The organism is Streptomyces sp. WMMC940 (assembly GCF_027460265.1).
Lineage (GTDB): Bacteria > Actinomycetota > Actinomycetes > Streptomycetales > Streptomycetaceae > Streptomyces.
In genome coordinates, this window is sequence record NZ_JAPZBC010000001.1 from 5,904,749 (window position 1) to 5,928,322 (window position 23,574).

The following is a 23,574-nucleotide window of genomic DNA, read 5'->3' on the forward strand; positions in this document are numbered from 1 at the left end:
CGACCGGCACGGAGGCCCGCCCCCTTTCGGGGGCGGGCCTCCGTCGTCGTCCCGAACGCGCCGCGGCCCGCGCCCTCCTGGAACTCCGAAGCGGCCCGGCGCCGCGGGAATGATCGCGGAGGCCGCGAGGTTGACACCGGAGACACGGAGAAGGGGCGGTAACGGTGCGAGATCCGCAGAGTCTGTACGAGTGGGAGCCGAAGGGCCTGGCGGTCGTCGACGTGGCACTGGCGCAGGAGTCGGCCGGACTCGCCATGCTGTACCACTTCGACGGGTACATCGACGCGGGCGAGACGGGCGAGCAGATCGTCGACACCCTGCTCGAGTCACTGCCCCACCAGGTGGTGGCCCGCTTCGACCACGACCGGCTCGTCGACTACCGCGCCCGCCGCCCGCTGCTGACCTTCCGCCGCGACCGCTGGACCGGTTTCGAGACGCCGTCCCTGGAGGTCCGCCTGGTCCAGGACGCCACCGGCGCCCCGTTCCTGCTGCTGTCCGGTCCCGAGCCGGACGTCGAGTGGGAACTGTTCGCCGCGGCCGTGCGGCAGATCGTCGAACGGCTCGGCGTGCGTCTCTCCGTGAACTTCCACGGCATCCCCATGGGGGTACCGCACACCCGCCCCGTCGGCATCACCCCGCACGGCAACCGCACGGACCTCATGCCCGGTCACCGCAGCCCCTTCGACGAGGCCCAGGTGCCCGGAAGCGCGGAGTCCCTCGTCGAGTACCGGCTGGCGCAGTGGGGCCACGACGTCCTCGGCGTCGCCGCCCACGTACCGCACTACGTGGCCCGCTCCGCGTACCCGGACGCCGCGCTGACCGCCCTCGAGGCGATCACCGCCGCGACCGGTCTGGTACTCCCCGCTGCCGCGCACACCCTGCGCGCCCGGGCCCAGCGCACCCAGACCGAGATCGAACGCCAGATCGGCGAGGGCGACGAGGAGCTGACGTCCCTGGTGCGGGGGCTCGAGCACCAGTACGACGCCATCGCCGGCGCCGACACGCGCGGCAGCCTGGTCGCCGAACCGGTGGAGCTCCCGTCCGCGGACGAGATCGGCAGGCAGTTCGAACGGTTCCTCGCCGAACGCGAAGGCGACTCCTAGTCGCTCGACGGGCCGGGCGCGCACATGGCGACGGGCGGGCCCAGCCCGACGGGCACTCGGCCCCGGCGGGCCCGGCCGTCCCACCCGGCACCCAGCCAAGGGCCGTCCGCAACCCCCGGGGATCCGCGCGCGGCGTCAGATGCGATGCACCGCAAGGCGGGGAGTCGCTCTCGTGCTGCGTGTACTTCGGGTGGTTCGACAACATGGCCAGGTGCCGTGGCTGTCGTCGTCCGCCCGCCGGGGACCGCGGGACAGCCCTTAGGCTTCGGCCCATGTTGAAGGTGGGCCTGACCGGCGGAATCGGCGCCGGCAAGAGCGAAGTGTCCCGGCTCCTCGCGTCGTACGGCGCGGTACTGATCGACGCGGACGAGATCGCACGGGAGGTCGTCGAACCCGGCACGCCCGGACTGGCGGCCGTCGTCGAGGCGTTCGGCCCCGACGTCCTCACACCCGAGGGCACCCTCGACCGGCCACGGCTGGGCGCGATCGTCTTCGCGGACGCCGAAGCGCTCGCGCGGCTCAACGCCATCGTGCATCCGCTCGTCGGGGCGCGGTCGGCCGAGCTGGAGGCCGCGGCCGGCCCCGACGCGGTCGTCGTCCACGACGTCCCGCTCCTCACGGAGAACGGCCTCGCCCCCCTGTACGACCTGGTCGTCGTCGTGGACGCCGCCCCCGAGACCCAGCTGGACCGGCTCGTACGGCAGCGCGGTATGACCGAGTCGGACGCGCGCGCCCGAATGGCCGCGCAGGCGACGCGCGAGCAGCGCAGGGCCGTCGCCGATGTGCTCATCGACAACGACGGGCCGCTGGAGGCGCTGGAGCCCCAGGTCCGCCGGGTCTGGGCGGAGCTGAGCGAGCGGGCGCGGCGCTAGGTGCGTTCTTCGGTCATGACCGTGACCGACGGGTCGGGCCCGGGCCCACGACGCCGGCGCGCCCGCGCCACGGGCCCGGCCACCGGGAATCCCCTGCGGCCGGGAATGTTGAATACCTGAGGGGGAGGGAAGGATGCGAGCGTGCCCGAGACCAACCCGGAGACCCACGTCATCGACTTCCGCGCGGCCGAGCAACTGCTCGCCTCGCGGGACCCGCGCGGGGCGATCAAGCTCCTCGACTCGGTCATCGCCGCCCACCCGGAGAGCAGGGCGGCCCGTCTGCTGCGGGCACGCGCCTATTTCGCGTCCGCCCAACTGCGCGCGGCCGAACGCGAGTTCCAGCACATAGTCGACCACGAACCCGACAACGCCTTCGCCCACTTCGCGCTGGCCCGCACCTTCCAGCGCGCCGGCCGCCCGGACCAGGCACAGCGGCATTTCCGCCTCGCCGCCGCGCTCGATCCCAAGCCCGAGTACCTGGAAGCCGCACGCTTCGACACCTGAGGCCGAAGAGGCGGACGCGGCGTACGGCGACATCCGAGGCGGGGCGCCGGGACCCGAGGCGGGGCGCCCGGACACCGGGCGCGGTGCCGCCCGGGCCCTAACGCCGCCGCCGGTCGTCCCCGTGGTCCGGCTCGTAGGGCGGGATGCCGGGACCGGGCTGGTAGTGCGGGCCCTGGTGCAGCCGGTGCACCACGATCATCAGGTCGATCATGACGACCAGGCTCAGCACCGCGCAGGCGATCGCCCAACCGGGGCGTTCGGCGAGCGCGAAGAGCGCCGTACCCGCGACCGCCCACAGCAGTCCCCAGACACTCAGCCAGAGCCGCATCCGCAGCGGACTGCGGGCCGTGGCCGGCTCGTTTCCCGTACGCATCGCCATCGCCTCTTCCCCTCCAGGATCCACCCGGACCGCGCGGGACCGGTCGTGCGGACGACGAATTCCTCCTGGGGCGGCTCCCGCGGGGCGACGGCCGCGGGGCGCGCGGGAGAACGAGGGGGCCGGCCACGGGCGGGCGATGAGTCCGCCGGCTGTTCCGGTCCGACTCCGTGCGAGCGCCACGGGGCGCCGGCACGGACGGCCGGCACGGCACACCGCAGGGTCGGCCGCCCCCGCCACGCACCACGGCCGGAACCGGCCGCCGCGCCCCCGCCGCGCCCGCCACGGCTTAGGAACCGGCCGCAGCGCGCATCTCACGGCCCTGACGCTGTGGGTGCTGCTCGCCCCGTTCCGCGCCGGCGCCGGTGCAGCGGGTCCGCGCCCAGCGCCCCGGCGCCTGCTCAGTGGACCCAGCGGTAGCTGCGCCAGGGCTGGGTGCCGGGGGCGATGTTGTTGAACAGCGTCGTCGCGATGTACGCCGTGTCCCCGCCCGTGCAGTCCGCCGTCCGGTACGCGATGAGATCGATCAGCGTGGCGTTCTCGATCCGCACCGCGCCGGCCGGCCCGAGCTTGTGGCAGCCGGTGACCACGGGATTGGACACCGTGACGACGCGGTCCTCCCCGCCCTCGTAGTTCACGGTGCCCACGGCGGTCCGGCCCAGGCCGGAACAGCCCGTGAGGGCGGCGGTCAGAAGCACTGCCCCGGCGGCGATGCCGAGGCGCCGGTGATCGGCCATGACTGGTCCCCGTCTGTGATGCGGACTCCTGCTCAGACCCTGCCGGACGTCCTCGGGGGTCCGCACGCCGGATGCGCCCGCTCAGGGGACGCCCCGTACCCGCACGGCGCTCGACCACCGCACCGCACAGGATTACCGTTGAATCACAGACCGAATCTCCCGGACGCGTGAAACTGCAGGGGGTGCCGTGATGGTTGAGGATCTCGTGGCGATCGGTGTCACGGCGGGTGCCGCGTGCGCCGCCTACCTCATGGCCGCGGCCAAGGTCGTCAAACAGTACGAGCGGGGCGTGGTCTTCCGCCTGGGCCGGCTGCGCGACCGGGTCCGCGGCCCCGGATTCACCATGATCATTCCGATCGTGGACCGGCTGCACAAGGTCAACATGCAGATCGTGACCATGCCCGTACCCGCGCAGGAGGGCATCACCAGGGACAACGTCACGGTCAGGGTCGACGCCGTCGTCTACTTCAAGGTGGTCGACGCGCCCGACGCCCTCGTGAAGGTCGAGGACTACCGTTTCGCCGTCTCCCAGATGGCCCAGACGTCACTGCGCTCGATCATCGGCAAGAGCGAACTGGACGACCTCCTCTCCAACCGCGAGAAACTCAACCAGGGCCTCGAACTCATGATCGACAGCCCGGCGCTCGGCTGGGGCGTGAGCGTCGACCGCGTCGAGATCAAGGACGTGTCGCTGCCGGAGACCATGAAACGCTCCATGGCACGCCAGGCGGAGGCCGACCGGGAGCGCCGGGCACGCGTCATCAACGCGGACGCCGAACTCCAGGCCTCGAAGAAACTGGCCGAAGCGGCCCACCAGATGTCCGAGACCCCGGCGGCACTGCAGCTGCGCCTGCTCCAGACCGTCATGGCGGTCGCCGCCGAGAAGAACTCCACCCTGGTCCTCCCCATCCCCGTCGAACTGCTGCGCTTCCTGGAACGCGGCTCCGCCCCCGACCGGGACGCCGAGCACCACCACGAGGCACACGCGGTGAAGCCGCCGCTGAACGCGCCGGTGACCAACTCGACGGCGTTGCCCGCCATGCCGGACCTCCCGCTACCGATCGTCCCGGAGAGCCCCGCCGCCCTCGGCGACCAGGCACACGGCGGCCACGAGTCCCTGGACGACGGAAGGAGGTGAGACGGGAGGAGACGAGACGCCGCCCGCCCGGCAGCAGCGGGGCCCACCCCCGCGCACCGTCCCCGCGGACCCCCGCCCGGCACCCGGCCGCGACGCAGGCCGGAGTCGATGTCAGACCCGCCCCGTAAGGTCGTACACCCATGGCGCGGTCCACGTCGCGCCACCCGTACGACCGAGCGGAACGGAGGCGACGCGGGCATGCTGCACACCCTTGCCGCCGTCTTCCGCCCGGCGGCCCTGCCCCGCGACGGACGGGTCGCCTTCTGGAGCCCCGACGGGAAGCCACTGCCCGACAGCGCCGCGGCGGGAGACACCCCCGCCGTCCCCGGCGAGATCACCGTCGTCCGCCGACACGGCGCCGGGATCCGCAGCCGCACCGTCCCCGCACTGCTGCTGCCCGTCGCCGACGCCGTGCCGCTCCTCGCCGGCACCCGGCACGACACCGCCGCCCACCCCGCCACGGCCTGCTGGGGCGCCGCCGCCCTGCACGCCCTGCACCTCGTCGCACGCGGCAGACTGCTCCCCGGCCTGACATCCACCGACCACGACGCCTGGCGCGCCGGGCCACTCGACGCCGACGACATCGCCCAGCTCCGGGCCATCGCCGCCGCCATGCCGCCCGAGGCGCACGCCACCCCCCTCCCCGGGCTGCGGCCACTCCGGCTGCCCGAACCCGAGGCGCTGATCAGAGCATTCCTCGACGCGGTCGCGGACAGCCTGCCCCGCACCCCCGCCGCCGAGCACGCCGCCGGCGGACCGTTCGCCGCCACGGCACCGCAGCACCTGCCGCACGCCCGCGAATGGGCGGCACAGGCCGCGGCAGGCATGGACGCCGGCGTCCGGATCTCCCTCCGCCTGGACCTGTCCCCCCACGAACTCTTCGACACGTCCGAGGACGGCCGAGACGGCCGGCAGGCCGCGGCAGCCCTCGTCCAGGTGCACAGCCTCGCCGACCCCACACTCGTCGTCGACGCCGCACGGCTGTGGGCGGGGGAGGGCGACGAGCACTTCGGCCCCCGCGCCCGCGTCGACGCCGTGCTGGCCCTGCGCCGCGCCGCCCGCGTCTGGCCCCCACTCGGCCGGCTCCTCGAGCGCGAGGTGCCCGACGTCCTGCCCGTCACCGAGGACGAGCTGTACGAGCTGCTGGGCCCGGCAGCCACCCGCCTCGCCGACGCCGGGATCGCCGTGCACTGGCCCAGGGAACTCGCCAGGACCCTCAGCGCCACGGCGGTCGTCCGCCCGACCGCACCCGGCTCCGCCACCGACGGCACGCCGTTCTTCGAGAGCGAGCAGCTCCTGCGGTTCGACTGGCGACTCGCGCTCGACGGCGACCCCCTCACCGAGCAGGAGATGGACGCCCTCGCCGAATCCCACCGGCCCGTCGTCCGGCTGCGCGACCAGTGGGTGGTCGTCGACCCCGAGCTCGTACGCAAGGCCCGCAAGCGCGAACTCGGCCTGCTGGAACCGGTGGACGCCCTGGCCGCGGCACTCACCGGCACCGCCGAGGTCGACGGCGAGAGGGTCGAGGCCGTCCCCGAGGGCGCGCTGGCCGCCCTGCGGGACCGGCTCACCCACGGTCCGGCCCCCCTCGCCCAGCCCACCGCCCTCGCCGCCACCCTGCGGGAGTACCAACTGCGCGGACTCGCCTGGCTCGACCTGATGACCTCACTGGGCCTCGGCGGCTGCCTCGCCGACGACATGGGCCTCGGCAAGACCGTCACCGTCATCGCGCTCCACCTCCACCGCGCCGAGCACCGGGCCCGCACGGCACCCACACTCGTCGTCTGCCCCGCGTCCCTGCTCGGCAACTGGCAGCGGGAGATCACACGCTTCGCACCCGGAGTGCCCGTCCGGCGCTTCCACGGCCAGGAACGCAGCCTCGACACCGGCCCCGGCGGCTTCGTCCTCACCACCTACGGCACCATGCGCACCAGCGCCGCGGAGATCGCCGCCCGGGACTGGGGCATGGTCGTCGCCGACGAGGCCCAGCACGTCAAGAACCCCTTCTCCGCGACCGCCAAGGCCCTGCGCACCATTCCCGCCCCGGCCCGCGTCGCCCTCACCGGCACCCCCGTCGAGAACAACCTCTCCGAGCTGTGGTCCCTCCTCGACTGGACCACACCGGGACTGCTCGGGCCGCTGAAGACCTTCCGCGCCCGCCACGCCCGCACCGTCGAGAACAACGAGCACACCGGCAACGAGGAGGCGGTCGAACGTCTCGCCCGGCTCGTCCGCCCCTTCCTGCTGCGGCGGAAGAAGAGCGACCCCGGCATCGTGCCCGAACTCCCGCCGAAGACCGAGTCCGACCACCCCGTCCCCCTCACCCGGGAACAGGCGTCGCTCTACGAGGCGGTCGTCCGGGAGACCATGGCCCGGATCGAGACCGCCGAAGGCATCGCCCGCCGCGGCCTCGTCATGAAGCTGCTCACCTCGCTCAAGCAGATCTGCAACCACCCGGCGCAGTTCCTGAAGGAGGACCGGCCCCGCCTCACGGCCCGTTCCGGCAAACTCGCACTGCTGGACGAACTGCTCGACACGATCCTGGCCGAGGACGGTTCCGTGCTGGTCTTCACCCAGTACGTGGCGATGGCCCGGCTCATCACGGACCATCTGGCCTCCCGGGCGACCCCGTCCCAGCTGCTGCACGGCTCCACCCCCGTACCGGAGCGGGAGAGGATGGTGGACCGCTTCCAGTCCGGCGAGATCCCCGTCTTCGTCCTCTCCCTCAAGGCGGCGGGCACCGGACTCAACCTGACCCGAGCCGGCCACGTCGTCCACTACGACCGCTGGTGGAACCCGGCGGTGGAGGACCAGGCCACCGACCGCGCCCACCGCATCGGGCAGACCCAGCCCGTCCAGGTCCACCGGCTGATCACCGAAGGCACGGTCGAGGACCGCATCTCCGAACTCCTCCAGTCGAAACGGGCCCTGGCGGACGCCGTCCTCGGCTCCGGCGAGGCCGCCCTGACCGAACTCACCGACCGCGAACTGGCCGACCTCGTGTCCCTCAGGAGGCCGTCATGACCCCGGCCCCGCCCCGCCGTACGCAGGCCGCACCGCACCGCACCGGCCGGCCCGCCCGGGAGGCCCCGCACCGCCCGGACGACCGACGGCGCACGTTCCCCGCCCTCGCCCCCCGGCCCGGGAAGGACGGCTTCGCCACCTCCTGGTGGGGCGACGCCTGGGTGGACGCCCTGGAGGACACCGCCCTCGACCCGGCCCGTCTCACCCGCGGCCGGGCGTACGCCGGACGCGGCCACGTCGACGCGATCACCGTGACCCCGGGAAGAGTCGTCGCCTACGTCCACGGCTCCCGGCCGCGCCCCTACCGCGCCGAGATCCGGCTGCGCACCCTCGGCGACGACGACTGGGAGCGGCTGCTGGACACCGCGGCGGCCCGTCCGGACCACATCGCGGCCCTCCTCGACAAGGACGTCCCGCACGCCCTCGCGTCCGCCGCCGACCTGCTGCCCGCGCCCGGCGACCTGATCCCCGACTGCTCCTGCCCCGACGACGGGTTCCCCTGCAAACACGCCGCGGCACTCTGCTACCAGACCGCCAGGATCCTCGACGAGGACCCTTTCGTGCTCTTCCTCATGCGCGGCCGCGGCGAGCAGGAGATCCTCGCCGAGCTCACCCGGCGCAACGCCGCCCGCTCGGCGGCCGAACACGCCCGACGCCGCGCCGCCCCCACGGGACACCACGCCGACGACGGCGACGACACCGCCCCGGTTCTCGCCACGGTGCGCGCCCGCGACGTCCTCGCCCCGCGCGCCCGCCCCCCGCTCCCGCCCCCGCTGCCCGCACCACCGCAGCCGGGTCGCCCACCCGTGTACCCCCAGGCCGCCGGCGCACCCGACCCCCTCGCCCTCGACCTCCTCGCCGGCGAGGCCGCGGCCCGCGCCCACACCACCCTGCGCACCGGCAGGGACCCGGTCGGCGGGCTCAACCTCTGGCAGGACGCGGTCCGGCTCGCCGCCGCCCACCCCGGATCCGGGCTGACCGCGTCCACCCGCACGCTGTACACCGCTCTGGCCCGAGCCGACGGCCGCACCCCCACCGACCTGGCGCGCGCCGTGGCCGCCTGGCGCCAGGGCGGGCTCGCGGGACTCGCGGCCCTGGAAGAGGAATGGGACCCGCCCGCCGGTCCCTTCGACCGGGCCCGCCCCGCCCTCGCCGCCGCGGACTTCCCGCACTTCCGTCCCCGGCGCAATCGCCTCTCCACCCCCTCCCTCCAACTGCGTCTGGGCCGCGACGGCTTGTGGTACGGATACGAGTCGGACCCCGGCCGGGACGACTGGTGGCCGCGGGGCACACCGGACGAGGACCCGGTGGGCGCCCTCACGACCCTCCTGGGCCGCTGACCACAGGCCCGGGCCCACGGCCGGCCCCCGGGCCGCGCCGACCACCCCACCCGGCGCGCGCACCGGCGCCGAGTACAGGACCGCGACGCCGGGAGCCGAACACAACGACGGTGCTGAACAGTTCTGCCTCGCCCCACCCGAAGGGGTGAAACGCCTCGCGGCCATAACCCGGTCGGTTCCATGCCGTTATTTTCGGTGCGGGTGAGCACCCGTGTTCATCCACCGGAAGGCAGGAATCCATGAGGCACATTCGCCGAACAGGTCTGGTCGCAGCGATGGTCACCGGCGGCGCGCTGGCCGCCGCCGGGGCCGCCCACGCCGACTCGGGCGCGCAGGGGAGCGCGGCCGGATCACCGGGCCTGATCTCCGGCAACGCGGTGCAGATCCCGGTCCATGTGCCGGTGAACGTGTGCGGCAACACCGTGAACGTGATCGGTCTGCTGAACCCGGCGGTCGGCAACAGCTGCGAGAACGAAGGAAACGGCGGCGGAGGCGACGGCGCGACAGGCGGCGGAGCGGTCGCCGGGGCGAGTGCGAACGACTCGCCCGGAGTCCTCTCCGGGAACGCGGTCCAGCTGCCCGTCGACGTCCCCGTGAACGTCACCGGCAACTCCGTGAACGTCGTCGGCATCGGCAACGCCGCGGCCGGCAACTCCTCCTCGAACTCCGCCAACCCGCCGGCCCCGCCCCGGCAGGTGACGCCGCCGAAGACGGTCACACCGTCGGAGGTCCGCCCCGTCACGCGCGCCCCGGAGCCCCAGCAGGGCCCGGTCCACCTGGCAGAGACCGGCACACCGGCGTCCCTGGGCCTCACCCTCCCGGCGGGCGCGGCTCTGGTCCTGGGCGGCGCCGTGCTGTTCCGCCGGTCCCGCGCCACGGCGTAGACGCGCCGGGCGCCCACGTCGCACACGGGCCCGTGCTGCTCCTGCCGCCCGGTCCTGAGCCGTGCGGGCCGGCAAGCGCGGCCCGCCGCGCCCCCTCCGCCGCCACCCGCCTGCGCCGCGACCACCCGAGCTGGTCTCGGCCGCGCTGACGCATGCACGGCTGAGGCAGCCCGCGATGGCCACGTTCGGTGCGGAGGACGCCTACCGCGGAAACCCTCCGCCCCTGCGCACCCCCGGGTGACCATCCGCTCCGGACGCCCCGGCCGTCACGGCGGCGTCGCCCGCCAGGCCGTGAGCATCGTGTCGACCGCAGTGGCGACACGCCGGCGGGCCTCGTGGCGAGGGACACCCCGCATCAGCAGCGCGTCGTACGGCGTGTCCCGATGACGCACCGAAGCCCGCACGGCCGCCGTGACCGCGCCCTCGTCCAGGGCGCGGCCGGCCGCGGTACGGCCCACCCGCCCGCTGCCCCGCACCGAGGTGTGCGCCGCCACGTCCAGCGCGCGGTCCAGCGGGCAGGACGGGAAGAGCCGCAGGATCTCCGCGGTGAGCCGGGCGGTGAACCGGACGTCCTCCGCTGCCCGCCGGGCCGCGTCCCGCTCCCGCCGCCGGGCCCGTGCCTCCGCATCGGCCAGGCACGCCGCCTCCGCACGTGCCAGTGCCGCCTCCTCCACCAGCAGGCCCTGCCGTTCGTACCGGGTGCGCTGTCTGTTGTGCCGTACGACGACGGCCCACAGGGAACTCGCCTCGCGCGCCCGACGGGTCAGCGCCGCGTCACCTCGCGCCAGGAAGACCAGATGGCCCAGGTCCGCGCAGTCGAGACAGCGCGGCGCGTGGAACTCCAGCACCAGCCGCTCCAGCGGTCCCCGCCGGCATTCCGCGCAATGCCGCCGCTTCAGCGGCTCGACGACGACGAGCGGATCCACCGGACCCTCGCCCCCTCCCCGTGGAACGCGCCCTCGCGAACGGGAGATGACAGCTGACAGATGACGGCCGCCCAATAATCGTTCGAGAAAAGGACATCGGTCTTGCTAACTTCCCGGACGTGGCGAAACTCAATCAGATCATCGCAGTGGAGAAGGGCGTCAAGTCCAAGGCGCACCAGGACCTGACGACGGCTCATCACGGCCTCCAGAAGCCGGCCCTGCTCGCCGGAATCGCCCGCACCTACCAGCCCAAGGACGAGGAGGGCGAGCAGCTCCCGCCCGAGTCGACGCTGGTGCAGGTCAAGGCCGAGGACGTGCTGCGCGACACCGCGAGGACACTGACCCGGTTGTTCGACGTGACCGCCACCAAGGACTGGGCCAACTGCACGGCCCGCGCGGACATCACCGTCGACGGGCGGGTCCTCGTCGCGGACGTACCCGTCGCGTACCTCCTCTTCCTGGAGAAGCAGCTCACGGACATCAACACCTTCGTGCGCAAGCTCCCGGTGCTGGACGCGGCGGAGTCCTGGACCCAGGACCCGTCCACCGACTCCTGGAAGACCGAGCCGGTCAAGACGGTCCGCACGAGGAAGGTGCCCCGAAACCATGTGAAGGCGGAGGCGACCGAGAAGCACCCCGCGCAGGTCGAGGTGTACTACGAGGACATCCCGGTGGGGTACTGGACCACCGTGAAGTTCTCCGGTGCCCTGCCCGCCCGCCGGGTCAACGAGCTGCTGGACCGGGTGGAGAAGCTCCAGCAGGCGGTGAAGTTCGCCCGTGAGGAGGCGAACGGCGCGGAGGTCACCGACCAGCGGGTCGGCGACGCCGTGTTCGGCTACCTCTTCGGGTAGCCCCAAGTACTCCCCGGCCACCACGCACCACGGCCGGGGCGCGCGAGGAGCGCAAAGCTGAAGCTGAAGCTTGTCGTGAACCGCGCGGCCGGCAGGAGACCGGCCGCGATGAATCTCAGACTCTCGCTCCAGACTCAGCATTCGCCGCTCATCGCCGGATCGACCGGGCCCGGGCCCTGGTGCGTCGAGATGCCGGTTCAAGTCCGGCCCGCGGAGCTCGGTCCGCGGTGGTCCAAAGGAAGGACGCGGCGCAATGACGACTGACCCGGGTCCTCAAGCGTGCCGGCGTGTGAATGTGAGCGGCATCAACAGGGCCCGGAGGCCGGCTACGCCTCCGGGCCCGCTCCCGTTCACCGGCGTCCTCCGCGCGTGCCGGGCGACGCGGTCCGGTCCTCCCGGCGCGCCGTGAACCATCCCGGCTCCGCGGGCCCTCCGGCGCGCGCCCCGCATCGCCCGGTTCACCCGGCCCGGCGGCCCGCGGCTTCTCGCCTACTGGCGGTATCCGCTCAGGAAGCGCCCGATCCGGCTGATCGCGGCATCCAGGTCGTCCGCGTGCGGCAGGGTCAGGATGCGGAAGTGGTCCGGGCGCGGCCAGCTGAAGCCGGTGCCCTGCACGACCTGGATCTTCTCCCGCAGCAGCAGGTCCAGCACGAACCTCTCGTCGTCGTGGATGGGGTGCACCTCGGGGTCGATGCGCGGGAAGGCGTACAGCGCCCCTTTGGGCTTCACGCACGAGATGCCGGGGATCTCGTTCAGCCGTTCCCACGCCCGGTCGCGCTGCTCGCGCAGCCGTCCTCCCGGCGCGGTCAGCTCGTGGATGGACTGGCGTCCGCCGAGCGCGGCCTGGATGGCGTACTGCGCGGGCGCGTTGGGGCACAGCCGCATCGACGCGAGCATCGTGAGCCCCTCCAGGTAGCTGCGGGCATGCTGCTTGGGGCCGGTGACGACCAGCCAGCCGGAGCGGAAGCCGGCCACCCGGTAGGTCTTGGACAGTCCGCTGAAGGTGAGGACGAGCAGGTCCGGGGCGAGCGCGGCCGCGGTGTGGTGGACCGCGTCGTCGTAGACGATCTGGTCGTAGATCTCGTCGGCGAAGACCATCAGCTGGTGGCGGCGTGCCAGGTCCAGGATGCCCTCGACGATCTCCCGCGGATACACCGCTCCGGTGGGGTTGTTGGGGTTGATGATCACGACGGCCCTGGTCCGGTCGGTGATCTTCGACGCCATGTCGTGCAGGTCCGGGTACCAGTCGGACGCCTCGTCGCAGAGGTAGTGGACGGGCTTGCCGCCGGAGAGGGTCGTGACGGCGGTCCACAGCGGGAAGTCGGGTGCGGGGACGAGTACTTCGTCGCCGTCCTCCAGGAGTGCCTGCACGGCCATGGACACGAGTTCCGAGACGCCGTTGCCGAGGAACACGTCGTCGACGGAGACGTCCGTGAGTCCGAGGGCCTGGTAGCGCTGGGCGACGGCGCGCCGGGCGGAGAGGATGCCGCGGGAGTCCGTGTAGCCGTGGGCCTTCGGCAGCATCCGGATCATGTCCTGGACGATTTCCTCCGGCGCCTCGAAGCCGAACAGCGCGGGGTTGCCGGTGTTGAGCCTCAGCACGCTGTGGCCTGCCTCCTCCAGTGCGTTGGCGTGCTCGATCACCGGGCCGCGGATCTCGTAGCAGACATCGCTGAGCTTGCTCGACTGCCGGAACTCCATGTGGAGGCCTCCCCAGGACTGGCGCGGACGGTGGTACCCGCTGTCACTTGGTTTTACCAAGTGACAGCTTGGAAAGTCCAACAACGGGTCTAGACTGCCCTGCATGCCCCGTCCTCCACGCCGCCGAAGCTACGACCAGTACTGCGCCGTCGCCCGCGCCCTCGACTCCGTCGGCGACCGCTGGACGCTGCTGATCGTGCGGGAACTGCTGGCGGGCCCCCGCCGGTACACCGATCTCCACGCCGATCTGCCCGGAGTCAGCACGGACGTCCTCGCCTCCCGGCTCAAGGACATGGAGCGCGAGGGGCTGACGGCCCGCCGCCGGCTGCCCGCCCCCGTCTCGGCGTACGTGTACGAACTGACCGAACGCGGCCGGTCGTTGCTCCCCCTGGTCGGAGCCCTCGCCGAATGGGGTGCGCCCGCACTCGACCGGCCCCGCCCGACGGACGCCGTGCGGGCCCACTGGTTCGCCCTCCCGTTGCTGCGCCGGCTGGAGGCGGCGGGTGCGACCGGCACCGTCGAAGTGCGCCTCCCGGAGGGGGAGTTCCATCTGCGGCTCGTTCCGGACGGCTCCGGGGAATCCGGTTACGGGGACGGCCCGGCCCCCGCCGGTATCCCGGTCACCCGGCTGGAGCTGGACGGCGGCACCTGCCTCGCCGTCAGCCGGGGTGACCTCGGCGTCGCGGAGGGCGTACGGGACGGGCGCATCCGCCTCTCCGGCGGCGGCACCCTGGCAGCCGCGCTCGCGGAAGGGCTCGAAGGGGAGCCCCCGGGCACCGGCCGGGACACGGGCGTACTCGTCGACGCGTCCCGCGGCCGGTCGCGGGACGCCCCGGAGCAGGGCGGCCGGGAGCAGGGCGGCCGGGAGCGATGATGGACGGGTGCGACTGGAACCGATCACCTGGGAACGGCTGACCGAGGCCGTCGCCGACCGGATCGCGAAGAGGCGGGCCGACGACGGCAGCCCGTGGCTGCGCGTCGCCGTCGACGGCGCACCCGCCGCCGGCACGGCGGGTGCGGCCGGGGCCCTCGCCGAGGCTCTGCGGTTGCGCGGCCGGGCGGTGCGGGTGGTGGGCACGGGCGGGTTCCTGCGGCCCGCCTCGCTGCGGCTCGAGCTCGGACGCGAGGATCCCGACAGCTTCTACGACGGCTGGTTCGACACCGGGGCGCTCTGGCGCGAGGTGTTCGGGCCGCTGGAGCCGGGGGGTTCGGGACGGGTGCTCCCGGATCTCCGGGACCCGGTCACCGACCGCTCGACACGCAGCCCCCGCATCGAACTGCCGCCGGGCGGCGTCCTGGTGCTCCACGGCCCGCTGCTCCTCGGGCACTGGTTCCCCTTCGACCTGACCGTCCATCTGCGCCTCTCGTCCGGAGCCCTGCGCCGCCGCACCGACGCCGCCGAGCTGTGGACGCTGCCCGCCTTCGAGCGCTACGAGCAGGAGGTCTCGCCGTCGGAGTCCGCCGACGTGGTGGTCCGTGCCGACGACCCGCGCCACCCCGCGTGGAACGCGCCGTGGGAAGGCCGCGACGGAATCGGACGCTGAGGTGCGTCGGGGGCACTCGCGGGGTGCGTGCTCCGGGTGACGGGCACGGCCGGCCCGGTGGCGCGCGGGCAGTCCGGGCGGTTCCGGCCGGCGGTGTGTGCCTCGGGACGTGCGCCTGGCCGTGGACTACGGCCGCGTACCCGCGTTTCGCGGCGGTCGGCCCCCGCACACCGTGACCGCGTGGGCCCCGGCACGGCATCCCGCCGACGCCGCGGCGGCCGGGGACGCGCCTGACAGCAGTGCGGCCAGGAAGGCGCCCGTGAAGGCGTCGCCCGCTCCCGTGGAGTCGACCGCCGTCGCCGGAACCGGGGCGACCCGGGCCGTCACCGCGCCCGACTCCGCGACGAGCGCGCCGCCCGCGCCGAGCGTGACGACGGCCAGCGGGACGTGGCGGCTCAGTTCGGCCGCGGCGTCGCCGGGGTCGGGGAGGCCGGTGAGGAGCCGGGCCTCGTCCGCGTTCGGGAGCAGCACGGCGGCGCCCGCCGTCGCCCTGAGGAAGCGGTCCACGCCCAGAGCGGCGATGAACCCGGCGGAGGCCGGGTCGACGCTCACCGGAACGCCCCGTTCGAGCGCGTCCACGAGTGCCAGTCCGGCCAGTTCCCGGCTGGGCTCGGAGAAGAAGAGGTACCCGGAGAGATGGAGTCGGGCCACTCCGTCCAGCAGCCCCGCCGACCAGTCGGCGGGGCACAGCCGCAGCGCCGCTCCGCTGTCGGTGAGGAAGGTCCGTTCGGCCTTCGCGTCGACCAGTGCGACGATCGTGGCCGTCGGTGCCTCCTCGTCGGGGATCAGCGTCGGGCGGACTCCGGAGTTCCGCAGCAGTGTGTCGTGCCACTCCGCGCCGTCCGCGCCGACCCGGCCGAGCAGCCGCACGTCCGCACAGCCCGAGTGGGCCGCCCAGCAGGCGGCGTTGGCGCCGGCGCCGCCCGGCAGCGTCCGTATCTCCGCCGCGGTGTCGGTCCCGTACGTGAGCGGCTCGGCGTGGCGGGCCACCACGTCCGTGGCCACGTCCCCGACGACCAGCAGCGCTCCGGCCGCACCGGGCCGCGCCGGTTCCTCGTGGCCCGCTGCCGCTCTCACAGCGCGGCCGCGATCCGCGCCGCCAGCCGTACGTTGCCGCGTACCGCCGCCAGATTGGCCTCCAGCGAGGCGCCGCCCGTGCGTTTCATCAGGAAGTCCAGCAGGAACGGTGTGACCGCCTGGCCGCCGATGCCCCGCTCCCGGCATTCGTCGAGCGCCTCCGCGAGCACACGGTCGTGCAGTGCCGGGTCCAGCTGCTCGTCCTCCGGCACCGGCCGGGCCACGATCAGCGCCGTGTCCGGCCCGCCGAGCGCGTCCTGTGCCCGCATCACGTCCGCCACCTCCTCGGGGGTACGGACCGTCCAGTCGACCGGCAGGCCGGAGGAGGACAGATAGAACCCGGGGAAGTGCCCGGTGCCGTAGCCGAGGACGCCGACCCCGAGGGTCTCCAGGCGCTGCAGCGTCGCCGGGACGTCGAGGATCGACTTGACCCCGGCGCAGACGACCGTGATCCCGGTCCTGGCGAGCAGCCGCAGGTCCGCCGACTCGTCCTGGGTGACGGACCACTCCCGGTGCACCCCGCCGAGCCCGCCGGTCGCGAAGACCCGGATCCCGGCGCGTGCCGCGAGGAAAGCCGTGGCGGACACGGTCGTCGCCCCGCTGGCCCCGGCGGCGAGGGCGGGTGCCAGGTCGCGGTGCCCGAGCTTGCGCACCCCCGGGTCCGTGGCGATGCGCTCCAACTCGTCCTTGCCCAGGCCGACATGGGCCCTGCCGTCCAGTACGGCGATCGTCGCCGGCACCGCGCCGGCGCCTCTGACCAGCGTCTCGAGCTCCTCGGCGACGGCCAGATTGCGCGGCCGCGGCAGTCCGTGGGCGATGATCGTGGATTCCAGGGCGACGACGGGCCGACGCGCGGCGAGCGCCTCCCGTACCTCTTCGGACATCATCAGCGTGGTCTCGGGCATGTCCACATCCCTGGCACGGCAGCGGCGTGCTCAAACGTTTCGGCAGTCGCCCCGTCACGCCCCGGCCGACATGATGCGCGCGCTCGTGCCCCGCCCCGTCCGTCGCGCCGCTCCGTTGCACGCCGCCGCCCCACCGGGATCATCCGGCTCAGCAGCCGTCCGCCGCTGCTACCGCCGCCGCTCGCACCGTCTCCGCCGCGGCTGCCGGACCGCGCCCCGCCCCTCCCGGCCACCTTGCTCCGCCGCTTCCCCACCAGCACCGCTTCCGGGACCACGGTGCCGACGGCCCGCGCACCGACCGGGCACGGCGGCCCGAGCGGTGCTTCGCGACTCAGCCGCAGTCGCGCGGCTTCGGCAGTCGGGGCAGCCGGTCCGCACGCACGACCTGGATCACCGACCGTGCGCCCGGCCCCTTCACCCGGTCCTTGTTGTAGGCGACGGCCAGGGCGCCCGCTCTGGCCTGGGCGTAGCCGTACTGCGGGGTGATCCGCGTGTACGCGGAGGTCCGCAGGTCCAGGGCGTAGGCGGCCTCCGGCGTACGCCATGTGATCAGTTCACCGCTGATGCGCAGCTGGTCGAGCCCCTCGGCCGCGGGGGCACCGGAGAGACGTGCCACCGGTGACGGCTGCCCCTGCCGCCAGACCACCAGCCTCGGCTCACCCCCGTCCTCGCCCTCCTCCTCGATCCAGGCCCAGGTGGTGCCGTCGGAGGCCGGAGACCTCAGATCGCGCAGTGCGGCGAGGGGTCCCGGCAGTCCGGCGGGGCGCAGGGTGGTGAACGACAGCGCGGACAGCTGCGTCGAGCGTCCGTCCGCGCTCGCCTCCCGCCAGGCCAGCAGCCCGCCCGCGGCGAACGGGGCGTCGAGCACACCGGAGTGCAGGGCGCGAGGCGAGGCGGCCCGGTTCCCGGAGCCGGGCCGCCGGACCGGACTGCTGAAGATCGTGGCCCGGCCCTTGCCCGTGCCCTGCGCCCAGAAGACCGAACCGTTCCGGACGACGGGCTGGGGGAGCGGGCCGGGGAGGGTGGACCGGGCGAGCCTGCGCATCCCGCCCCGGGCGTCCTGCACGTACAACGACCACGGACTGTCCAGCGTGCGGCCCTCCAGGACCGCGAACGCCGTCCACCGTCCGTCCGCCGAGACGTCGGCGGCGAGGAGCTGGTGCTCGACGGGATCGGTGAACGTCAGCAGGGTGCGTGGTGCCCCGGCGTCCTCGACGACGGCCGCCCGGCGGCTCCGCCCGTCGGAGAGCTGGACCACGGTCCACCGGGCCCGGGGGCCGACCTCGGTGAGGACCGCACGCTGGCCCGCCGGCGCGCGGAACTCGCCTGCCGCGAGCGCGGACCGCCAGCTCGCGGGCAGGGGCGCCTCGCACGCCGCCCGGACGACGGTGGCCGGCGGGGAAGCCGTCCGCGCGGAGCCGGACGGCAGCGCGTGCGCCGGCCCCGACGAGGACGGCGACGGCCCTGCGGAGGCCGGCGACGGGGGAACCGGAGAGGCGGTGGGGTCCGTGGGGCCCGACTTGTGGGCCGGTGAGCACCCCAGGCCCGCGAGCACGAGCAGGGCCGAGCCGAGCAGCGCCGGGACCCGTGGTGCTCCGGCGCGGTTCGCTGGTGCCGGTGGTGCCGGTGGTGCCGGTGGTGCCGGTGGTGCCGGTGGTGTCGGTGGTGCCGGTGGTGCCGGTCGTTCCGGTGGTGAGCCGGCGCGGGCCCACCGGCCGCACCGGCGCTCCGGACGGTCCGGCGCCCCGCCCGCCGGACGGGGCATGCCGGCCAGGGGCTTCCGGCCGGAGGGCCTACCAGACGTAGCCACGGCCACCCATGATCGTCGTGATGGTGTCCGCGGAGATCCGGGCGGACTTCGGGACGCCGCCGGCCCACGAGATCACGCTGGTGCTCACCCCGCCGACCGGGTCCAGGTAGCGGACCTGCCGCGCGTCCGTGTCGCTGTTGTAGCCGTCGATGGCCACCCAGTGGAAGATCTCGATGTTCGGGTGCCCGGCCAGGTGCGGACCGCCCGGTACTTCCCAGGCGTTCCCGGCGATCGCGTAGTCGTAGTCCGTGTTGTGGACGATGTGCTCCCGGAAGTCCGCCACGTCGGCCGACGTCGGGCTGTACGGCAGCGACCTCGGCACGTAGTTGGCGCCGGGGAGACGGTGGTTGAGGGCGTCGGCCATCGGGTAGCCGGTCGGCTCCGCCACGTCGATGCCGACCCCGTACCAGGCCGTGCCGTTGGAATCGGTCTCCAGGAGGTCCGCCGCGCTCTGCTGGGAGCGCCCACCGACCTCGTCGTGCGCGGACTGGGTGATGACCAGGGCGGCCGGGCCGCACCAGTACGACGTCCGCTGGGACTGGTGCAGGCCGCCCGAGACGATGTAGCCGGCGCGCTTGGCGCGGGTGGCCGGCCGCCCGAACCACGCGGCGGCCTCCGCCTCCTTCCTGGCGGTGACCCGGCGCTGCTCGGGGGTGAGCCGCTGCGGACCGAGGGTGTCCAGGGCCTGCTTGTAGAACGCGCCGGGTGCCCGCCGGGACCCGGATCCGGGCAGGGGGCCCGGGAAGGGGTCGGTGTCCTGCCCCGCCGTCGCGCGGGCGTCGGCCGGTTCCGCTGCGGCGGCCGGCCCGGTCGCGATGAGGGCGGAGAGGAGGCACACGGCCGTGATGAGGGCGAGGCAACGCCCTGTGCGCACTGCTGACATCGGTGGTCGCTTCCTGTACGAGGGAACTCGGGCAAGCGCTGCCGTGGGTGTCGCACGCCTTCGCGCGTGGGCAGCTGTGGGCGTACCTCGACGGTGCCCCGCGCCCTTGTGCCTCCCGGAGCGGCTCGCCGCGCGCCGCGGATCTTTCGCCCGCTAAGGTGAGCCGCCATGACGACCTTTGATCACTCAGTTGCCGGGCCTTCTTCTCCTTCGTTCGTCGTGCACATCCCGGACGCGGAGCTGGAGCCCGAGCCCCTCGACCCGGCGCAGATCGTCTCGGGGAACCCGGTGGTGACGGGCAAGGTGCTGTGGGAGTCCGAGGACGGGAAGCAGGTACGCGGCCTCTGGCAGATCACGCCCGGCGTGGTCACCGACACCGAGGCCAACGAGCTGTTCGTCGTCGTGAGTGGACGCGCCACGGTCGAGGTCGAGGGCGGTGCCACGCTGGAGATCGGGCCGGGCGACGCCTGTGTCCTGCGGGAGGGCGACCGTACGACGTGGACCGTCCACGAGACGCTGCGCAAGGCCTACCACATCAGCCAGTGACGGCGTCGGCGGGCGGTCAGTCCTCGGCCGCCGCGTCGCTGCGGGTGACGGCGCGGCGGACGGCGAGGGCCGCGAGCGGCAGCAGCAGACTCGCGCCGACGAGGTTGAGCAGACCGTAGCCTCCCTGCGCCACGATCAGCCCCGCCATGACGCCGCCGATACCGGCTGCCGCGTTCATGGTCAGGTCCGACAGGCCCTGGGCCGCCGCCCGGGCGGGTCCCGGCACGGAGTCGGTGAGCAGGGCGGAGCCGGAGACCAGGCCCGCGGACCAGCCGAGGCCGAGCAGGAACAGACCCGCCGCGGTACGGCCGTGGCTCGCTCCCGCCGTGCCCGCGAGGAGCGCGGCGCAGGACAGCAGGCCCACGGAGAGTCCGATCACCGTCAGTCTGCCGAAGCGGTCGGACAGCACGCCCATCACCGGCGAGAACGCGTACATACCGGCGATGTGGCCGCTGATGACCAGGCCGATCAGTTGGATCCCCGCGCCGTGGTGGCTCAGCGCGACGGGGGTCATCGACATGATCGACACCATTGCGGTGTGCGAGATCGCGACCGTGACGAGCGCCAGTCTGGCCCCGGCGGACTCCCGTACGGCACGGACCCCCGCACGCAGCGACCTCTCCTCCTCGTCCCCTTCCTCCGACGGCGCGAGTGCCCGGGCCGTCAGCAGCGGATCGGGCCGCAGCAGCAGGGCGACGACCACCGCCGCGATCAGGAAGACCCCGGCCGCCCAGACGAACGGCCCGGCGGCCTCGGGTATCCCGGACCCGGAGACACTCCGGCCCGCCGGTGCGGCGATGTTCGGTCCCAGGACCGCCCCGATCGTGGTCGCCCACACCACCAGGGAGATGGCGCGGGCGCGTCTCGTCGGCTCCGCCAGGTCCGCTGCGGCGAATCGCGCCTGGAGGTTCGCCGAGGAGGCGGCTCCGAAGGCCGCCATGCCCGTCAGCAGGAGCGGGAAGTTGCCGAGCACCGACGCGAGTACCACGACACCGGCCCCCGCGGACCCGATCACATAGGCCAGTACCAGCCCGGGACGCCGCCCGCGGGCGGTCATCAGCGCGGCGAGCGGAACGGACAGCAGTGCCGTGCCGGTGACCGTCGCGGTGGGGGCGAGGCCCGACAGGGCCTCCGACCCGCTGATCTGCTGGGCCAGTACGGCGGCCAGCGCGATGCCGGTCGCGACCCCGAGACCGCCGAGGATCTGGCTCGCGATCAGCACCGGAGTGATCCGGCGGCGCAGGGCGGGCAGGTCCCTGGAGCCGGCGGCTATGGGCACGTCATGAGAGGTACTTGCCACTGCCGCAGTCTGCCAGTGACATCGGCTCCACGGCACCCCGGCCGTCGTGCCGCGGTGCCGTCGCACGCGGTCCGTGCGGCCCGGGCCGGTCAGAAGAGCGGCTGCGGCAGGACTCCTTCCAGCGCCAGCAGCTTCCGCTTGGTCTCGAGACCGCCGCCGAAACCGCCCAGGCCGCCGTCGTTCTCCACCACGCGGTGGCACGGCACCACCAGGGGCAGGGGGTTGGACCCCATCGCCGCGCCCACCGCCTGGGCGGAGCCGGGCCGGCCCACCCGGTCGGCCAGCTCCCCGTACCCCACGACCGTGCCGTACGGCACCGTTTCCACGAGCTCGCGCAGTACCTGGCGGTTGAAGCCGGACGTCAGCGACCAGTCCAGCGGCAGCCCGAACTCCGAGCGCCGCCCCGCGAAGTACTCCGCGAGCCGGCGTATCGGCTCGGCCAGCAGTCCCGAGCCCGGGGCGTCCTCGACCCCCCGGCGGCCCAGGCGGTCCGCGAGCCGGCCGACGGCTCTGGCCCGCACCGGCTCCCGGGCGTGGAAGACGACGCTCACCAGCCCGTCCTCGGTCGCGGCGAGCAGCAGCGGCCCGATGCCCGAGTCCACGACGGTCCACTCGAAGCTCTTCATGCGGACCACCGTACGGCCGGGCACCGACAGCCGCCCCGGCCTGTGGAAAACCCGGACCGGGCTCCCGGGCCGGTGCTCGGACCGCCGGGGCCCGGGCCGTGCGCACCGGTCGGCCGCGGGCGGGTGCCCGGCCGCGGCACCCGGCACCCGGCACCCGGCGAACCTGCCGGCACGCCGTCGCGGCGGAGTCCGCCGAGGTCACCGCGCCGGGTCGGGCCGGCTCGGGTCGGGCCGCCCCGGGTCGGTTCGGTCGACTCGGTCGGTTCGGTCGACGTGCCATGGGCTCGCGGACCAATCACGTACGGTCACATGACGGACACAAGACGCTCGGAACCCTCGCGCCGCGGCTCCCGGTCCACGCTGTCCTCGCGGATGAATTCCCCTCCCGATCTTTGCTTGCCAGGGCGCTCGCCATACGCTCGCCCGGGACGGCCTTCTCGACGGGACGCACGAGGACACCTGGCGACACATGGGGCGAAGGGCATAGCGCGATGCAGGGCACAGTGGACGGTTTCAGCCATGGGCTCGTCACACCCGTGGCCGCGTACCTCATGGCGTGCCTGGGGGGTGTGCTCGGGCTGCGCTGCACGACCAGGGCACTGCGGAGCGGGGGCGTCGTACGGCCGGGTTGGCTGGCGCTCGGCGCCGTCTCCATCGGTTCCGGGATCTGGACGATGCACTTCGTCGCCATGACGGGCTTCGCCGTGGACGGAGTGCCGATCCGCTACGACCCCGTGATCACCTTCGCCAGCCTCGGCGTCGCCGTCGTGATGACCGCGATCGGGACGTTCGTCGTCGGCCACCGCGGCGCGAACACGATGGCCCTGGTCACCGGAGGCATGATCACCGGCCTTGGCATCGCGACCGTGCACTACCTGGGCATGGCGGGCATGCGGCTCAGTGGGCGGATCGAGTACGACACCCCGACCGTGGCCCTGTCGGTGGTGATCGCCGTCGTGGCGGCGACGGCCGCGTTGTGGGCGGCGGTCTCGGTCCGCGGTTTCCTGTCGAGCCTCGGCGCCGGCCTGGTGATGGGTGTGGCGGTGAGCGGCATGCACTACACCGGCATGGCCGCCGTCACCGTCCATGTGCACGGTGCCGCCTCGCCGCCGGCCGACGGCGACAGCCCGCTCGCGCTCCTCGCCCCGATGCTGGTGGGGCCCGTGGTGTTCCTGGTCCTGGCGGCGTTGATCGTCGTGTCCGACCCCGCGCTCCTCACGGGCGGCCCGGACCCACGGCACGCTCCTGCCGTGGGGCGCGCGGCCGCCGTGGGCGTGCCCGCGCAGCGCCGGCCCTCCCACGCCGAGCCGGCGAACCGGGCGGCGCCCACCCGAGAGGCCCGTCGCGGCGTCCAGCGGGCCCGCAGGCCCTGACGGTCCCGCCCGTCGCGCCCCGGTGGCAGCTGCCGGGCGAGGCGGCCCCCGGGC

General features: G+C 73.9%; 21 protein-coding genes and 1 pseudogene. 12 read left to right on the plus strand and 10 right to left on the minus strand.

Annotated elements, in window-relative coordinates; translation table 11 throughout:
• The first annotated feature begins 164 nt into the window (after positions 1-164).
• From O7595_RS25975 to O7595_RS25985, 3 genes are all read left to right on the plus strand, one after another.
• On the plus strand, positions 165-1,103 hold the full coding sequence (locus O7595_RS25975) for a PAC2 family protein (RefSeq protein ID WP_269731026.1): 939 nt from the start codon (positions 165-167) through the stop codon (positions 1,101-1,103).
• A gap of 272 nt (positions 1,104-1,375) precedes the next feature.
• Positions 1,376-1,975 carry a dephospho-CoA kinase gene (gene coaE / locus O7595_RS25980; protein ID WP_269731027.1) on the plus strand — a complete coding sequence of 200 codons (600 nt, stop codon included), beginning with the start codon at positions 1,376-1,378 and terminating at the stop codon, positions 1,973-1,975.
• 141 nt (positions 1,976-2,116) lie between these two features.
• Positions 2,117-2,479 carry a tetratricopeptide repeat protein gene (locus O7595_RS25985; RefSeq protein WP_138055932.1) on the plus strand — a complete coding sequence of 121 codons (363 nt, stop codon included), beginning with the start codon at positions 2,117-2,119 and terminating at the stop codon, positions 2,477-2,479.
• A 97-nt stretch (positions 2,480-2,576) separates the two neighbouring features.
• On the opposite strand, the gene O7595_RS25990 is transcribed toward O7595_RS25985, so the two are convergent.
• Together O7595_RS25990 and O7595_RS25995 are read right to left on the minus strand one after the other, a co-directional pair.
• Complete coding sequence (locus tag O7595_RS25990; protein WP_269732626.1) at positions 2,577-2,852, minus strand: DUF6343 family protein; 276 nt, start codon at positions 2,850-2,852, stop codon at positions 2,577-2,579.
• A 404-nt stretch (positions 2,853-3,256) separates the two neighbouring features.
• Positions 3,257-3,592 carry a hypothetical protein gene (locus O7595_RS25995; RefSeq protein ID WP_269731028.1) on the minus strand — a complete coding sequence of 112 codons (336 nt, stop codon included), beginning with the start codon at positions 3,590-3,592 and terminating at the stop codon, positions 3,257-3,259.
• Between the two features lie 190 nt (positions 3,593-3,782).
• Here O7595_RS25995 and O7595_RS26000 point away from each other — a divergent pair, with 190 nt between their 5' ends.
• The 4 genes from O7595_RS26000 to O7595_RS26015 all read left to right on the plus strand — a co-directional run bounded on the left by O7595_RS26000 (position 3,783) and on the right by O7595_RS26015 (position 9,978).
• On the plus strand, positions 3,783-4,730 hold the full coding sequence (locus tag O7595_RS26000) for a slipin family protein (RefSeq protein WP_269731030.1): 948 nt from the start codon (positions 3,783-3,785) through the stop codon (positions 4,728-4,730).
• 198 nt (positions 4,731-4,928) lie between these two features.
• The gene (locus tag O7595_RS26005; RefSeq protein ID WP_269731031.1) at positions 4,929-7,754 is read left to right on the plus strand and encodes a DEAD/DEAH box helicase; all 2,826 of its coding nucleotides are present in this window, start codon (positions 4,929-4,931) and stop codon (positions 7,752-7,754) included.
• On the plus strand, positions 7,751-9,094 hold the full coding sequence (locus O7595_RS26010; RefSeq protein ID WP_269731032.1) for an SWIM zinc finger family protein: 1,344 nt from the start codon (positions 7,751-7,753) through the stop codon (positions 9,092-9,094). The genes O7595_RS26005 and O7595_RS26010 overlap by 4 nt, the downstream gene beginning before the upstream one ends.
• Before the next feature lie 239 nt (positions 9,095-9,333).
• A complete protein-coding gene (locus O7595_RS26015; RefSeq protein ID WP_269731033.1) occupies positions 9,334-9,978 on the plus strand; it encodes a chaplin in 645 nt (214 codons plus the stop codon).
• 266 nt (positions 9,979-10,244) lie between these two features.
• Here the strand turns inward: O7595_RS26015 and O7595_RS26020 are convergent, their stop codons facing one another.
• Entirely contained in the window at positions 10,245-10,904 is a 660-nt protein-coding gene (locus tag O7595_RS26020; protein WP_269731034.1) for a DUF2293 domain-containing protein, read from the minus strand.
• A 119-nt stretch (positions 10,905-11,023) separates the two neighbouring features.
• Here O7595_RS26020 and O7595_RS26025 point away from each other — a divergent pair, with 119 nt between their 5' ends.
• A complete protein-coding gene (locus tag O7595_RS26025) occupies positions 11,024-11,755 on the plus strand; it encodes a DUF7873 family protein (RefSeq protein ID WP_269731035.1) in 732 nt (243 codons plus the stop codon).
• 489 nt (positions 11,756-12,244) lie between these two features.
• On the opposite strand, the gene O7595_RS26030 is transcribed toward O7595_RS26025, so the two are convergent.
• The gene (locus O7595_RS26030; protein ID WP_269731036.1) at positions 12,245-13,456 is read right to left on the minus strand and encodes a pyridoxal phosphate-dependent aminotransferase; all 1,212 of its coding nucleotides are present in this window, start codon (positions 13,454-13,456) and stop codon (positions 12,245-12,247) included.
• Between the two features lie 103 nt (positions 13,457-13,559).
• On the opposite strand from O7595_RS26030, the pseudogene O7595_RS26035 reads away from it, so the two are divergent.
• Positions 13,560-14,210: pseudogene (locus tag O7595_RS26035) on the plus strand (winged helix-turn-helix transcriptional regulator); the annotation flags it as partial.
• Between the two features lie 127 nt (positions 14,211-14,337).
• Positions 14,338-15,000: a uridine kinase gene (locus O7595_RS26040; protein ID WP_269731037.1), complete on the plus strand. Its 663-nt coding sequence runs from the start codon at positions 14,338-14,340 to the stop codon at positions 14,998-15,000.
• Positions 15,001-15,126: 126 nt separating this feature from the next.
• On the opposite strand, the gene O7595_RS26045 is transcribed toward O7595_RS26040, so the two are convergent.
• The 4 genes from O7595_RS26045 to O7595_RS26060 all read right to left on the minus strand — a co-directional run bounded on the left by O7595_RS26045 (position 15,127) and on the right by O7595_RS26060 (position 19,675).
• Positions 15,127-16,077 carry a carbohydrate kinase family protein gene (locus tag O7595_RS26045; protein WP_269731038.1) on the minus strand — a complete coding sequence of 317 codons (951 nt, stop codon included), beginning with the start codon at positions 16,075-16,077 and terminating at the stop codon, positions 15,127-15,129.
• Positions 16,074-16,982, minus strand: coding sequence for a pseudouridine-5'-phosphate glycosidase (locus O7595_RS26050; RefSeq protein WP_269731039.1), 909 nt, complete (start codon positions 16,980-16,982; stop codon positions 16,074-16,076). The genes O7595_RS26045 and O7595_RS26050 overlap by 4 nt, the downstream gene beginning before the upstream one ends.
• 331 nt (positions 16,983-17,313) lie before the next feature.
• A complete protein-coding gene (locus O7595_RS26055; protein WP_269731040.1) occupies positions 17,314-18,240 on the minus strand; it encodes a hypothetical protein in 927 nt (308 codons plus the stop codon).
• 535 nt (positions 18,241-18,775) lie between these two features.
• On the minus strand, positions 18,776-19,675 hold the full coding sequence (locus O7595_RS26060) for a hypothetical protein (RefSeq protein ID WP_269731041.1): 900 nt from the start codon (positions 19,673-19,675) through the stop codon (positions 18,776-18,778).
• Positions 19,676-19,843: 168 nt separating this feature from the next.
• On the opposite strand from O7595_RS26060, the gene O7595_RS26065 reads away from it, so the two are divergent.
• Complete coding sequence (locus tag O7595_RS26065; RefSeq protein WP_138055946.1) at positions 19,844-20,221, plus strand: cupin domain-containing protein; 378 nt, start codon at positions 19,844-19,846, stop codon at positions 20,219-20,221.
• A gap of 16 nt (positions 20,222-20,237) precedes the next feature.
• Here O7595_RS26065 and O7595_RS26070 read toward each other — a convergent pair whose 3' ends face one another.
• Positions 20,238-21,521, minus strand: coding sequence for an MFS transporter (locus O7595_RS26070; RefSeq protein WP_269731043.1), 1,284 nt, complete (start codon positions 21,519-21,521; stop codon positions 20,238-20,240).
• Positions 21,522-21,610: 89 nt separating this feature from the next.
• Positions 21,611-22,147 carry a methylated-DNA--[protein]-cysteine S-methyltransferase gene (locus O7595_RS26075; RefSeq protein WP_269731044.1) on the minus strand — a complete coding sequence of 179 codons (537 nt, stop codon included), beginning with the start codon at positions 22,145-22,147 and terminating at the stop codon, positions 21,611-21,613.
• A gap of 491 nt (positions 22,148-22,638) precedes the next feature.
• On the opposite strand from O7595_RS26075, the gene O7595_RS26080 reads away from it, so the two are divergent.
• Positions 22,639-23,520 carry an MHYT domain-containing protein gene (locus tag O7595_RS26080; protein ID WP_269731045.1) on the plus strand — a complete coding sequence of 294 codons (882 nt, stop codon included), beginning with the start codon at positions 22,639-22,641 and terminating at the stop codon, positions 23,518-23,520.
• The last annotated feature ends 54 nt before the right edge of the window (positions 23,521-23,574 follow it).

Coding starts and splice junctions, on each gene's coding strand:
- coaE (WP_269731027.1), top strand. CDS start 1,376: ATGTTGAAGGTGGGCCTGACCGGCGGAATCGGCGCCGGCAAGAGCGAA.
- O7595_RS25990 (WP_269732626.1), bottom strand. CDS start 2,852: ATGCGTACGGGAAACGAGCCGGCCACGGCCCGCAGTCCGCTGCGGATG.
- O7595_RS25995 (WP_269731028.1), bottom strand. CDS start 3,592: ATGGCCGATCACCGGCGCCTCGGCATCGCCGCCGGGGCAGTGCTTCTG.
- O7595_RS26000 (WP_269731030.1), top strand. CDS start 3,783: ATGGTTGAGGATCTCGTGGCGATCGGTGTCACGGCGGGTGCCGCGTGC.
- O7595_RS26005 (WP_269731031.1), top strand. CDS start 4,929: ATGCTGCACACCCTTGCCGCCGTCTTCCGCCCGGCGGCCCTGCCCCGC.
- O7595_RS26010 (WP_269731032.1), top strand. CDS start 7,751: ATGACCCCGGCCCCGCCCCGCCGTACGCAGGCCGCACCGCACCGCACC.
- O7595_RS26015 (WP_269731033.1), top strand. CDS start 9,334: ATGAGGCACATTCGCCGAACAGGTCTGGTCGCAGCGATGGTCACCGGC.
- O7595_RS26030 (WP_269731036.1), bottom strand. CDS start 13,456: ATGGAGTTCCGGCAGTCGAGCAAGCTCAGCGATGTCTGCTACGAGATC.
- O7595_RS26050 (WP_269731039.1), bottom strand. CDS start 16,982: ATGCCCGAGACCACGCTGATGATGTCCGAAGAGGTACGGGAGGCGCTC.
- O7595_RS26060 (WP_269731041.1), bottom strand. CDS start 19,675: ATGTCAGCAGTGCGCACAGGGCGTTGCCTCGCCCTCATCACGGCCGTG.
- O7595_RS26065 (WP_138055946.1), top strand. CDS start 19,844: ATGACGACCTTTGATCACTCAGTTGCCGGGCCTTCTTCTCCTTCGTTC.
- O7595_RS26075 (WP_269731044.1), bottom strand. CDS start 22,147: ATGAAGAGCTTCGAGTGGACCGTCGTGGACTCGGGCATCGGGCCGCTG.
- O7595_RS26080 (WP_269731045.1), top strand. CDS start 22,639: ATGCAGGGCACAGTGGACGGTTTCAGCCATGGGCTCGTCACACCCGTG.